General features: G+C 69.6%; 11 protein-coding genes. 5 read left to right on the forward strand and 6 right to left on the reverse strand.

All coding sequences use genetic code 11. The features are described 5' to 3' along the window. Nucleotides 1-63: 63 nt before the first annotated feature. From ABTV91_RS08000 to ABTV91_RS08010, 3 genes are all read left to right on the forward strand, one after another. The gene (locus ABTV91_RS08000; RefSeq protein WP_433854010.1) at nt 64-2,127 is read left to right on the forward strand and encodes a prolyl oligopeptidase family serine peptidase; all 2,064 of its coding nucleotides are present in this window, start codon (nt 64-66) and stop codon (nt 2,125-2,127) included. Between the two features lie 260 nt (nt 2,128-2,387). Continuing rightward, nucleotides 2,388-3,641 carry a DUF819 domain-containing protein gene (locus tag ABTV91_RS08005; protein WP_433854011.1) on the forward strand — a complete coding sequence of 418 codons (1,254 nt, stop codon included), beginning with the start codon at nt 2,388-2,390 and terminating at the stop codon, nt 3,639-3,641. A gap of 242 nt (nt 3,642-3,883) precedes the next feature. After that, nucleotides 3,884-5,134 (forward strand): DUF819 domain-containing protein, encoded by a 1,251-nt coding sequence (locus ABTV91_RS08010; RefSeq protein WP_433854012.1) that lies wholly within the window; start codon nt 3,884-3,886, stop codon nt 5,132-5,134. A gap of 148 nt (nt 5,135-5,282) precedes the next feature. On the opposite strand, the gene ABTV91_RS08015 is transcribed toward ABTV91_RS08010, so the two are convergent. Both ABTV91_RS08015 and ABTV91_RS08020 read right to left on the reverse strand, forming a co-directional pair. Further along, nucleotides 5,283-5,507 (reverse strand): YbdD/YjiX family protein, encoded by a 225-nt coding sequence (locus ABTV91_RS08015; RefSeq protein WP_054664081.1) that lies wholly within the window; start codon nt 5,505-5,507, stop codon nt 5,283-5,285. Beyond that, nucleotides 5,507-7,573 carry a carbon starvation CstA family protein gene (locus ABTV91_RS08020; protein ID WP_433854013.1) on the reverse strand — a complete coding sequence of 689 codons (2,067 nt, stop codon included), beginning with the start codon at nt 7,571-7,573 and terminating at the stop codon, nt 5,507-5,509. Before ABTV91_RS08020 ends, ABTV91_RS08015 begins: the two co-directional genes overlap by 1 nt. Before the next feature lie 232 nt (nt 7,574-7,805). On the opposite strand from ABTV91_RS08020, the gene ABTV91_RS08025 reads away from it, so the two are divergent. Continuing rightward, nucleotides 7,806-8,657: a pirin family protein gene (locus ABTV91_RS08025; protein WP_433854014.1), complete on the forward strand. Its 852-nt coding sequence runs from the start codon at nt 7,806-7,808 to the stop codon at nt 8,655-8,657. A gap of 99 nt (nt 8,658-8,756) precedes the next feature. On the opposite strand, the gene ABTV91_RS08030 is transcribed toward ABTV91_RS08025, so the two are convergent. From ABTV91_RS08030 to nfi, 4 genes are all read right to left on the reverse strand, one after another. Further along, the gene (locus tag ABTV91_RS08030; protein ID WP_433854150.1) at nt 8,757-9,212 is read right to left on the reverse strand and encodes a hypothetical protein; all 456 of its coding nucleotides are present in this window, start codon (nt 9,210-9,212) and stop codon (nt 8,757-8,759) included. Nucleotides 9,213-9,451: 239 nt separating this feature from the next. Further along, complete coding sequence (gene aqpZ / locus ABTV91_RS08035; protein WP_433854015.1) at nt 9,452-10,174, reverse strand: aquaporin Z; 723 nt, start codon at nt 10,172-10,174, stop codon at nt 9,452-9,454. Nucleotides 10,175-10,263: 89 nt separating this feature from the next. Continuing rightward, a complete protein-coding gene (locus ABTV91_RS08040) occupies nt 10,264-11,124 on the reverse strand; it encodes a pirin family protein (protein ID WP_433854016.1) in 861 nt (286 codons plus the stop codon). Nucleotides 11,125-11,215: 91 nt separating this feature from the next. Next, nucleotides 11,216-11,896 (reverse strand): deoxyribonuclease V, encoded by a 681-nt coding sequence (gene nfi, locus ABTV91_RS08045; RefSeq protein WP_433854017.1) that lies wholly within the window; start codon nt 11,894-11,896, stop codon nt 11,216-11,218. A 103-nt stretch (nt 11,897-11,999) separates the two neighbouring features. On the opposite strand from nfi, the gene gpmA reads away from it, so the two are divergent. Next, complete coding sequence (gene gpmA / locus ABTV91_RS08050; RefSeq protein ID WP_433854018.1) at nt 12,000-12,749, forward strand: 2,3-diphosphoglycerate-dependent phosphoglycerate mutase; 750 nt, start codon at nt 12,000-12,002, stop codon at nt 12,747-12,749. The last annotated feature ends 128 nt before the right edge of the window (nt 12,750-12,877 follow it).

Consider the following 12,877-nt stretch of genomic DNA (forward strand, 5'->3'; position numbering starts at 1 on the left):
CTTTGCGCGGCGGTGCCGGCCGCGCCTACCATCCGTGGTTTGCCTTGTTCCCGGGAGAATCCCATGAAGCTCCGTCACGCCCTGCTGCCGTTGTGCCTGCTCGCCGCGCTGCCCTCGCTGGCCAGCGCCCGCGGCTTCGAAGTCCGCGACATGGTGAAGCTGGACCGCGTGTCCGCGCCGCTGCTCACCCCCGATGGCGCCCAGGTGATCTTCGCCAAGCGCGTGGTCGATGCCGACCTGAAGGCCAGCAGCAGCCTGTGGATCCGCGACCTGCGCACCCGCGACATGGCCCCGCCGAAGCGGCTGTCGCCGGAAGGCTGGAACGTCAACTCGGCCGCGCTGTCGGCTGATGGCCGCACCGTCTACTTCCTCAGCGCCAAGAACGGCAACCAGCAGCTGTATGCGATGCCGGTGGCCGGCGGCGCGCCGCGCCAGCTAACCGATTTCGCGCTGGACGTGGACAGCTACCGGGTCTCGCCGCAGGACGACCGCGTGCTGTTCAGCACCGGCGCGTTCCAGGACTGCGGTTCGGACCTGTCCTGCACCGCCACGCGCCTGAAGGAGCGCGAGCAGGCGAAGAACAGCGGTGTGGTGTTCGACAGCATGTTCGTGCGCCACTGGGACACCTGGGCCGATGGCCGCCGCAACACCCTGTTCGTGGCGCCGCTGCCGGCCGCCAACGCCGCCGCCGCGAAGACCGCCACGGCGATCAGCGCCAGCCTGGCCGGCGACGCGCCGTCCAAGCCGTTCGGCGGCAACGAGGACTTCGTATGGTCGCCGGACGGCAGGTCGGTGGTGGCCAGCATCCGCGTGCAGGGCAAGCAGGAGCCGTGGTCGACCAACTTCGATCTGTATCGGCTCGATGCCGCCGGCAAGCAGGCGCCGGTCAACCTGACCGCCGCCAACCCGGCCTGGGATGCCGGCCCGGTGTTCAGCGCCGACGGCAGGACCCTGTATTACCGCGCGATGAAGCGCCCGGGCTTCGAGGCCGACCGCTTCGGCCTGATGGCGCTGGACCTGGCCAGCGGCAAGGTGCGCGAGATCGCCCCGCAGTGGGACCGTTCGGCCGACGGCATCACCCTGTCCGCCGATGGCAGCACGATCTACACCACCGCCCAGGACATGGGCGAGCACCCGCTGTTCGCGGTGAAGGTGGCCGATGGCGCGGTCAGCAAGGTGGTGGGCGAGGGCAGCATTTCGTCCTTCGACCTCGCCGGCGACGCACTGGCCTTCACCCGCAATTCGCTCAAGAGTGGCGACCAGGTCTTCACCACCACCGCCGCCGGCGCGCCGCTGCGCGCGATCACCCCCAGCGCCGGCGAGATGCTGCCGGGCGTGGACTTCGGCGCCTTCGAGCAGTTCTCGTTCAAGGGCTGGAACGACGAAACCGTGCACGGCTACGTGGTCAAGCCGCACGACTACCAGGAGGGCAGGAAGTACCCGGTCGCGTTCCTGATCCACGGCGGCCCGCAGGGCAGCTTCGGCAACGGCTGGAGCTACCGCTGGAACCCGCAGACCTATGCCGGCCAGGGCTACGCGGTGGTGATGATCGATTTCCACGGCTCCACCGGTTACGGCCAGGCCTTCACCGACGCGATCAGCCAGCACTGGGGCGACCGCCCGCTGGAAGACCTGCAGAAGGGCTGGGCCGCGGCGCAGCAGAAATACGGCTTCCTCAATGGCGACAAGGCCTGCGCGCTGGGCGCCAGCTACGGCGGCTTCATGGTCAACTGGATCGCCGGCAACTGGAACGAGCCGTGGAAGTGCCTGGTCAACCACGACGGCGTGTTCGACCAGCGCGCCATGGGCTATGCCACCGAGGAACTGTGGTTCACCGAGTGGGAGCAGGGCGGCACCCCGTACGCGGTCCCGCAGAACTACGAGAAGTTCAACCCGGTCAACCACGTCGCCAACTGGAGCAAGCCGATGCTGGTGGTGCAGGGCCAGCAGGACTTCCGCATCCCGGTGGAGCAGGGTCTGGCCACGTTCACCGCGCTGCAGCGCAAGGGCATCGAATCGAAGCTGCTGTACTTCCCGGACGAGAACCACTGGGTGCTCAAGCCGCACAACAGTGTGCAGTGGCACGACACGGTCAACGCCTGGCTGAAGCAGCACATCGGCCAGTAATGCAGGAAGAGGGCATGCCACCGGCATGCCCTTTTTCGTGGCGGGGCGGCGGCAGCCCGGATGCGGGCCGCGCCCGGCCTTGGGCCCCACCACAGGCGGTGGAGGGGCGCGACCAGGAAGGTTGCGATTTCAGGTCCCTCCCCGCAGGCGGCGGGGAACGGTGGCCGGACATGGCTGCGCATCCGTGATCGTTCTTCCGTCGTCGGGAGAGGGGAGCGGCGGCGGCAGCTCCCGACACTCACGCACCAAGGGGAAAGACGATGACGGCAGCCGCTTCCGGCGCACTCATCAGCAACGACATCATCGTGTTCGGCCTGATCGCCGCCACGCTGGGCGCCATTTTCTGGACGTCGGGCAGCAGCAACCGGCTGCTGAAGAAGTTCTACGGCGTCGTGCCGGCGCTGCTGCTGTGCTACTTCATCCCCGGCGTGTACAACACCTTCGGGCTGATCGACGGCGAGACCACCCGGCTCTACAACCCGATCGCGCGCGACGTGTTCCTGCCGGCGGCGCTGGTGCTGCTGACCCTGTCCATCGACCTGAAGGGCATCCTCGGCCTGGGCTGGAAGATGCTGGCCATGTACGTGGCCGCGGTGCTGAGCATCATGCTCGGCGCGTTCGTGGCGTTCTGGCTGATGTGCCTCATCCATCCGGAAACGGTGACCGGCAGCACCTGGGGCGGCATGGCCGCGCTGGCCGGCAGCTGGATCGGCGGCGGCGCCAACATGCTGGCGATGAAGGAGATCTTCGAGGTCGACGCGACCACCTTCGGCCAGTTCGCAGTGGTCGACGTGGGCGTCGGCTACGTGTGGATGGCGGTGCTGATCTTCTTCGCCTCGCGCGCGCCGGCGATGGACCGGCGCAGCGGCGCCGACACGACCGCGCTGGACGACCTGCGCGACCGCGTCGCCAGCTACCAGGCCCAGCACGCGCGCATCCCGGCGCTGGGCGACCTGATGGTGATGGCCGGCGTGGCGTTCGGCGCGGTGGCGGTCTCGCACGCGGTGGCCGCGCCGCTGGCCGGCTGGTTCGCGGCCAACGTCGGCTGGTCGGCATCGGTGAGCCTGGACAAGCCCTTCGTCTGGGTGGTGCTGCTGGCGACCTTCATCGGCCTGGGCCTGAGCTTCACCCGCGCGCGCGAGCTGGAAGGCGTGGGCGCCTCGAAGTGGGGCTCGATGTTCCTGTACTTCCTGATCGCCTGCATCGGCATGCAGATGGACCTGCTGGCGCTGCTGGAGAAACCTTGGCTGTTCCTGCTGGGCGTGCTGTGGATCGGCGTGCACATCGTGCTGCTGTGGCTGGCCGGCAAGCTGTTGCGGGTGCCGTTCTTCTATTTCGCCATCGCCTCGCAGAGCAACATCGGCGGGCCGGCCTCGGCGCCGGTGCTGGCCTCGGCCTTCCACCCGGCGCTGGCGCCGGTGGGCGTGCTGCTGGGCACGCTGGGCTACGCGGTGGGCACGGGCGCGGCCTACGTGGTCGGCATCACCCTGCGGGCGATGGCCGGCGCGGGTTGATAGCGCCCCCGTAGGAGCGGCTCGACGTGGCCTCGGGCCATCAGCCGCGAAAAACGCCATGTCGGGGAGCGCGGTTTCGCGGCTGATGGCCCGAGGCCACGTCGAGCCGCTCCTGCAGGCAGGCTGCCCGCCGCGCGGCCGGGGCCGCCCCTTCGCCCGCCGGCCCGTGCTAGGCTTCGCTCCCCACGCCACGTCACCAACGTGGCGTTTTTGTTTCCCTTCGATCGACAGGAACTGGCCCTATGCCGACCGAAAGCAGTACCGCCCTCATCACCAACGACATCGTCGGCCTTGGCTTGATCGCCGCCACGCTGGCCCTGATCTTCTGGCTGGCCAGCGGGCCGACCCCGTTCTGGAAGAAAGTCTTCGCCTGGGTACCCGCCCTGCTGCTGTGCTATTTCGTCCCGGCCATCTACAACACCGCCGGCCTGATCGACGGCCACGGCACCCGGCTCTACAACCCCATCGCCCGCGACGTGCTGCTGCCGGCCGCGCTGGTGCTGCTGACCCTGTCCATCGACCTGAAGGGCATCGCCCGGCTCGGCCCCAAGCTGCTGATCATGTTCGTCACCGGCACCGTCGGCATCGTGCTGGGCGCGGCGCTGTCGTTCCAGATCATGAAGCTGCTCCATCCGGAAACGGTGGCCGGCGATACCTGGGCCGGCATGGCCGCGCTGGCCGGCAGCTGGATCGGCGGCGGCGCCAACATGGCCGCCATGCGCGAGACCTTCAACGTCGATGCGACCACCTTCGGTCAGTTCGCGGTGGTGGACGTGGCCTGCGCCAGCCTGTGGATGGCGGTGCTGCTGTGGCTGGCCGGGCGCTCGCAGGCCATCGACGCGCGCACCGGCGCCGACACGTCGGCCATCGACGACATGAAGCGCCGCATCGCCGAGTACGAAGCCAGGAGCGCACGCAATCCCAGCCTGACCGACCTGATGGTGATCGTCGGCGTCGGCCTGGGCGTGGTCGGCCTGGCGCACGCGCTGGCGACGCCGCTGGCGGCCTGGTTCGGCGCCAACGTCGCCTGGGCGAGCCGCGCGTCACTGGACTCGGCCTTCGTCTGGGTGGTGATGCTGTCCACCATCGCCGGCCTGCTGCTGAGCTTCACCCGCGCGCGCAACCTGGAGGCGGCCGGCGCGTCGAAGATCGGCACGCTGTTCCTGTACTTCCTGATCGCCTGCATCGGCATGCAGATGGACCTGCTGTCGCTGGTCGACCGGCCGTGGCTGTTCCTGCTGGGCGTGATCTGGATGGGCGTGCACATCGGCCTGCTGTACCTGGTCGGGCGGCTGCTGCGCACGCCGCTGTTTTTCTTCGCCATCGGCTCGCAGGGCAACATCGGCGCGGCGGCCTCGGCGCCGGTGGTCGCCGCCGCGTTCCACCCGACGCTGGCGCCGGTGGGCGTGCTGCTGGGCACCGTGGGCTACGCGACCGGCACCGTCATCGCCTACATGACCGGGCTGATGCTCAAGTGGATGGCCGGCGCGTAGCGCCGCTGCCGTGGGTGCGGGGCTTGCCCCGCACGTGGCTTTGCCGGGAAACCCCATGCGGGGCAAACCCCGCATCTACATGAAGCAGGTTTCCGATACGGGAAGGCCGCCTTTCGGCGGCCTTCTGCGTTCCTGCATCGCCGCCGGCTCAGCAGCAGCGGAATCCCTTGCCGCCGCCGAAGCGCGCCTCCTGCCGCTCGCGGAAGAAGGTTTTGTAGTCCATGACCTCGCGCTCGGGGTGCTTTTCGCGCATGTGCCGCACGTAGTTGTCGTAGTCCGGCACGCCGCAGCACAGCCGCGCGGTCTGCACCAGGCGCCGCCAGGTGCGGCGGAACGCCTGGTGCTGGCCCGCCGGGACCAGGGCGGTGCCCATTACAGGTCCACCTCGTGCGGCTTGAGCGCCACGTACGGCGTTTCATGGTCGGTGCGCACCGGCGAGCGGCGCGCGGCGGCGATGGTCTTGACCGAATACACCAGCACCGCGAACACCACGAACAGGAACAGCGCGGTGAGGCCGGCGTTGATGTAGTTGTTGACCATCACCTGGTGCATCTGCCCGAAGTCCTTGGACGGCGGCAGCAGGTTGCCCGCAGCGATGGCGTCGCGGTACTTGTGCGCCTGCGCCATGAAGCCCACCGCCGGCTCGCTGGAGAAGATCTTGATGAAGCCGGCGGCGGTGGTGCACACCAGCAGCCACAGCGCCGGCAGCACCGGCACCCAGGCGTACTTCTCCTTCTTGGCCTTGAACAGCACCACCGCGCACAGCAGCAGGGCGACGCCGGCCAGCATCTGGTTGGCGATGCCGAACAGCGGCCACAGCATGTTGATGCCGCCCAGCGGGTCGGTCACGCCCTGGTACAGGAAATAGCCCCACAGCGCGACGCAGCCGCCGGTGGCGATGAAGCTGGCCACCCACGAATCGGTGCGGCGCAGCGCCGGCACGAAGTTGCCCAGCAGGTCCTGCAGCATGAAGCGGCCCGAGCGGGTGCCGGCATCGACCGCGGTGAGGATGAACAGCGCCTCGAACAGGATGGCGAAGTGGTACCAGAACGCCATCATGCCGTCGCCCGGCAGCACCGCGTGCAGGATCTGCGCGATGCCCACCGCCAGCGTCGGCGCGCCGCCGGCGCGCGAGAGGATGGTGTTCTCGCCGATCTCGGCGGCGGTGGCGGTCAACTGTTCGGGCGAGATCGCAAAGCCCCAGTTGCTGACCACCTGCGCGGCGTTGGCCACGTCGGTGCCGATCACCGCCGCCGGGCTGTTCATGGCGAAGTAGATGCCCGGCTCGATGATCGAGGCGGCGACCATGGCCATGATGGCCACGAACGATTCCATCAGCATGCCGCCGTAGCCGATGTAGGCGGCGTGGCCTTCGTTGGCCAGCAGCTTGGGCGTGGTACCGGAGGAAATCAGCGCATGGAAGCCGGACACCGCGCCGCAGGCGATGGTGATGAACAGGAACGGGAACATGCCGCCCTTCCACACCGGGCCGCTGCCGTCGGTGAACTGGGTCAGCGCCGGCATCTTCAGTTCCGGCATCACGATCAGGATGCCGATCGCCAGGCCGACGATCGTGCCGATCTTGAGGAAGGTGGACAGGTAATCGCGCGGGGCCAGCAGCAGCCACACCGGCAGCACCGCGGCGACGAAGCCGTAGCCGATCAGCATCCAGGTGATCTGCACGCCGGTGAAGGTGAACATCGGCCCCAGCACCGGGTCGGCGGCGACCTTGCCGCCGTACCAGATCGCCGCCAGCAGCAGCACCAGGCCGACGATGGAGATCTCGCCGATCTTGCCCGGGCGGATGTAGCGCATGTACAGCCCCATCAGGATGGCGATGGGCATCGTCGCGATGACGGTGAACATGCCCCACGGGCTGTCGGCCAGCGCCTTGACCACGATCATCGCCAGCACCGCGAGGATGATGATCATGATCATGAACACGCCGAACAGGGCGATGGTGCCGGGCACCGGCCCCATTTCCTCGCGCACCAGGTCGCCGAGCGAACGGCCGTTGCGGCGGCTGGAGATGAACAGGATCATGAAATCCTGCACCGCGCCGGCCAGCACCACGCCGGCGATCAGCCACAGCGTGCCGGGCAGGTAGCCCATCTGCGCGGCCAGCACCGGGCCCACCAGCGGGCCGGCGCCGGCGATCGCCGCGAAGTGGTGGCCGAACAGCACGTGCTTGTTGGTCGGCACGTAGTCCAGGCCGTCGTTGTGGATCACCGCCGGGGTGGCGCGGGTCGGGTCCACGCCCAGCACCTTGTTGGCGATGAACAGCCCGTAGTAGCGGAACGCGACCAGGTACAGCGAGACCGCCGCGGCCACGATCCACAATGCGTTGATGTGTTCGCCGCGGCGCAGCGCCACGACACCCAGGCAGAACGCGCCGATCAGGGACAGCAGCGCCCAGCCGGCCTTGGAGAAACCTTTCATCGAGTCACCTCGCGGGAAGACCGTTGCAAGAGTCCTCCCGCCACGGCCGGGGGTCAACGCTCCGGCGGCCCCGGAGGCGTGCGACTTTGGTCTTAGGCCGCCTTGCCGCCGGCGCATGGCCGGCGCGCGACGCGCCGCTGACACCGGGGCTGGAACGATCGGTTGCGGCGGTGGGCATTGGCGCGGCCGCGCGCGGCGCCCATTGTCCGGGCATTCCAAGGGAGGCTTGACCATGAGCGACCAGAACCTCGCGCGCGTGCTGCGCAGCATCCGCGGCATGCCCACGTCCGATGGCGCCGGCGTGCGGCTGACCCGGGTCATCGGCACCCCGGCGCTGCCCGACCTGGACCCGTTCCTGATGCTCGACGAATTCGGCACCGACCGCGCCGAGGACTACATCGCCGGCTTCCCCGAGCACCCGCACCGCGGCTTCGAGACCGTCACCTACATGCTCGACGGGCGCATGCGCCACCGCGACAACCACGGCAACGAGGGCCTGCTCACGCCCGGCAGCGTGCAGTGGATGACCGCCGGCCGCGGCCTGGTGCATTCGGAGATGCCCGAGCAGGAGTCCGGGCGCATGCGCGGTTTCCAGCTGTGGGTGAACCTGCCGGCGCGCGACAAGATGACCGAACCTAAGTACCAGGAATTCGCCCCGGACCGCATTCCCCAAGCCGCCCCGGCCGAGGGCGTGACCGTCAAGGTGATCGCCGGGCAGGTGGGCGAGGTCCGCGGTCCGATCGTGCAGCCGGCCACCGACCCGCTGTACCTGGACGTGGAGCTGGCGCCGGGGCGCGGCTGGTCCTATGAACTGCCGGACGGCCACAACGCCTTCGCCTACGTGTTCGAGGGCGGGCTGACGCTGGGCGGCGGCGAGGCCGCGCGCGAGGTGGCGCGGCAGGAACTGGCGGTGCTGGGCGGCGGCCGCGGGCTGCGCCTGCAGGCCGGCGCGGAGGGCGCGCGCCTGATCGTGGTGGCCGGGCGCCCGCTGCGCGAGCCGGTGGCGCGCCACGGGCCGTTCGTGATGAACACCCGCGAGCAGCTGATGCAGGCCTTCATCGATTACCAGGAAGGGCGCTTCTGACCCCGCCGCCCGCGCGTTGCCGGTCGCGGCGCGCCGCGGGCGCCCTGCGGGACGTCGCCGCCGATCGCGCCGCCGCTGCGGCCGTGCCCGAAAACCGGGTTACTGCCCGTTGCCGGCCAAGCCGGTATTGCCGTCGCCCAACTGGCCGGTCACCTGCTGCAGCGTGGCCAGTTCGCTGACGTCGCCGGCGTCGATCCAGATCTGCGCGTAGCGGTTCTTCGCCAGTTTCACGGTGGTGATGCGCCGCGATTCCAGGCCGGGCAGGTCGCGTCCTCCCATGTCCAGCCTGTACCAGTACAGGTCCTCGCCGGCGAAGCTGCCTTTCTCCGCGCGCAGCGGGCGGTTCAGGGTCAGCGCCGGGTCGCGCGCGGTCAGCATCACGTTCAGGACCGTGCGCCCGTCGGCGGTGGTGGCCTTGCATACGATGAAGTCGTTCTGCGCCTGTTCCTGCCACTGCAGGCCGCTGCCTGGCGGCAGCTGCGGGCATTGCGCGACCTGCTGCGCGGACACGGCGGCGCTGCCGGACAGCAGCAGTACACAGGCGACCCTACGGATATGTTTCAGCATGCATTCCCCCGGAACGTCGGCCCCGGCGGGCGCGACGGCAGTGTTGTCTGTCTGGAACGGATTCCACCTGCGGGCGTTGTTGCCCCTGCCCGATGCGCGCGTCCCCGTTGCGCGCCAGCTGTGTTTCCACGGTATTACAAAAATGCCGGGCGCGGCAAACCGGGCGGTGGCGGAAAAGACGACGGCCCCGCGCGGGGGCCGTCGGTGTGACGCGGTGCGCGGGCGCCTCAGCGTTGCCCGTTGCCGATCCACTTGTAGGCCAGGCCGCCGATCAGCGCGCCCAGGAACGGCGCCACCCAGAACAGCCACAGCTGGCCGATCGCGCCGGGGCCGGCGAACAGCGCCACCGCGGTGGAGCGCGCCGGGTTCACCGAGGTGTTGGTCACCGGGATGCTGATCAGGTGGATCAGGGTCAGCGCCAGGCCGATCGCGATCGGCGCAAAGCCCGTGGGCGCGTTGCCGTGGGTGGCGCCCATGATCACCACCAGGAACATCGCGGTCATGACCACTTCGCACAGGAACGCCGCGGCCACGCTGTAGCCGCCGGGCGACAGCGCGCCGTAGCCGTTGCTGGCGAACGCGCCGGCCTGGCTGCCGTCGATGGCGAACCCGGCCTGGCCCTGCGCGATCTGCAGCAGGATGAAGGCGGCGAGGATGCCGCCCAGCACCTGCGCCACGATGTAGGGCACCAGGTCCTTGCCGGCGAAGCGGCCGCCGGCCCACAGGCCGAGGCTGACCGCTGGGTTGAAGTGCGCGCCGGAGATGTGCCCGAACGCGTAGGCGCCGGTCAGCACGGTCAGGCCGAAGGCCAGCGCGACCCCGTGGAAACCGATCCCCAGTGGATTGCCGTCACCGCCGAACTTGGCCGCCAGCACGGCGCTGCCGCAGCCGCCCAGCACCAGCCAGAAGGTGCCGAGAAACTCGGCCGCCAGTCGCTTCCCCATGCTCATCGTGTCTTCCCCGGAATGGCCCGGAATGGGCACAGGCAAAATAACCAAGAACCGTGACGGCGAGGTATCGAAATCGTTAACCGGCCGCCTCAGCCCGGCAGCGGGATGAATTCCTTGTCGTCGCCGGGGATGGTGCCGAAGCGGCCCTCGCGCCAGTCGTCCTTGGCCTGCTCGATGCGCTCCTTCGAGCTGGAGACGAAGTTCCACCACAGGTGGCGCGGGCCGTCGAGCGGCTCGCCGCCCATCAGCATCGCCTTGAGCGGGGTTTTGGCGCGCAGGCGCCCGCGCGCGCCCGGCTCGGGGATCACCAGGTGCTGGACCGGGATGTCCACGCCATCGAGCTGGGCTTCGCCCTCCAGCACATAGAGCGCGCGCTCCACGTGCGAGGTGTCCAGGTCGATCTCCGCGCCCGGTTCCAGGTCGATGGCGACGTTGAGCGTGTCGGCGAACACCCGCACCGGCGATTCCTCGCCATAGGCGCGGCCGGCGATCACCCGCAGCCAGGCGCCGTCGCGGCGCTGCTGCGGCAGCTGCGCCGCGCTGAAGTGATGGAACTCCGGCGCGGTTTCCTCATGCGCCTTCGGCAGCGCCACCCAGGTCTGCATGCCGTGCAGCGGATGGTCGTGCTCGCGTTCGGGCGGCGGCGTGCGCTCGGAATGGGCGATGCCGCGGCCGGCGGTCATCCAGTTGACGTCGCCGGGGCGGATGACCTGTTCCGAGCCGAGCGTGTCGCGGTGGCCGATGGCGCCGGACCACAGGAAGGTGACCGTCGCCAGGCCGATATGCGGGTGCGGGCGCACGTCGATGCCCTGGCCGGGCGCGAATACCGCCGGGCCCATGTGGTCGACGAACACGAACGGCCCGACGCTGCGCGCCTGCAGCGTCGGCACGGCGCGGCGCACCTGGAAACCGCCGAGATCGTGGACGCGGGGGCTGATGATCGTGGTCATGGCAGGGCTCCGGTACGGGGACGGGCAGGATGGCACGCGCCGCGCGCGTTTGCCGGCGGCCGCGCCGTAACGGACTGTTGCCGCGATGGAATCAGCCGCCGCCGTCGCGGCGCGAGGCGATGCGGTCGGCCAGGCGCGTGGGCTCGGGCAGGCGGTAGCGGGTGAGGCAGGCCAGCACCAGCGGCAGGCAGGCTTCCACCGAGACATGGTTGCCCGGCGAGAGGAACAGCGGATTGCAGCGCGGCTTGCTGCGCAGCACCCAGCCGACCTGGCGGCCCCGGTGGAACAGCGGCGCGTGGTCGCCGCGTTCCGGGCCGGGTTCGGCGTAGTCGCCGACCAGCCGGCTCTTGCCCACGCCAATGCTGGGCAGGCCGGTCAGCACGCCCAGGTGCGCGGCGATGCCGAGCCCGCGCGGATGGGCGATGCCGTGGCCGTCCACCAGCACCAGCTGCGGCGCTTCCTGCAGTTGCTGCAGGGCCTGCAGCACCGCCGGCAGCTCGCGGAAGCTGAGCAGGCCGGGAATGTAGGGCAGGGCGGTGGGCAGGCGCGCCAGCGTCGATTCCTGGGCCTGCAGGGTGAGGCCATCGACTCGCACCGCCACCGAGCGGGTGATGCGGCCCTCGTCCTCGAAACCGCTGTCCACGCCGGCCACGCGCGCCGGCAGCCCGGACAGGCGGTCGTCCAGCTGCACGCGCGCGGCCAGTTCGACCTGTTGGCGGCGCAGCTCGGCCAGGGTAGCGGGGGCGATGTCGGCGGGGGGCTGGAAGCGCATGCGGCAAGCCTGCCATACCGCCGTGGGCGCGCGGTGCAGGGTGCGCGGAGCGATGCGGCTACAATCGGCCGGTTCCCTTTCCCCCGACCCGGAGACTTTCGCAGTGACCCGCAAACTCGTGCTGTTGCGCCATGGCCAGAGCCAGTGGAACCTCGACAACCGCTTCACCGGCTGGGTGGACGTGGACCTGACCGAGCAGGGCCGCCGCGAAGCCGCCGCCGCCGGCCGGTTGATGAAGGAGGAAGGGCTGCAGTTCGACGTCGCCCACACCTCGGTGCTCAAGCGCGCCATCCACACCCTGCAGGGCGCGCTGGCCGAGCTGGGCCAGGACTGGCTGCCGGTCAACAAGTCCTGGCGCCTCAACGAGCGCCACTACGGCGGCCTGCAGGGCCTGGACAAGGCCGAGACCGCCGCGAAACACGGCGAGGAGCAGGTCAAGGTGTGGCGCCGTTCGTATGACATCCCGCCGCCGCCGATGGACCTGGAAGACCCGGGCCACCCGATCCACGACCGCCGCTACGCCGGCCTGGACTGCAACGCGCTGCCGGCCACCGAATCGCTGGCCACCACGCTGGACCGCGTGTTGCCGTACTGGCACGACGCCATCGCCCCGCAGCTCAAGGACGGCAGGACCGTGCTGGTCACCGCCCACGGCAACTCGCTGCGCGCGCTGTACAAGTACCTCAACAACGTCAGCCGCGAGGAGATCCTCGAGCTCAACATCCCCACCGGCATTCCGCTGCTGTTCGAGTTGAACGAAGACCTGAGCGTGCAGTCGTTCCGCTACCTGGGCGACCCGGAAGCGGCGAAGAAGGCGGCCGAGGCCGTGGCCAACCAGGGCAAGGCGAAGTAAAGACCGGCCTGCTTGAGGCTTCGAAACACCCGGCTCTGGCCGGGTGTTTTCGTTTTTGCGCCCGTCGTTGCCGGCTATCCAGCGTCCCACTGTTCAGCGATGAACCTTCAGTGCCGACACGGGACGGA

This window comes from Stenotrophomonas nitritireducens, assembly GCF_050984405.1.
Taxonomy (GTDB): Bacteria; Pseudomonadota; Gammaproteobacteria; order Xanthomonadales; family Xanthomonadaceae; genus Stenotrophomonas; species Stenotrophomonas nitritireducens_B.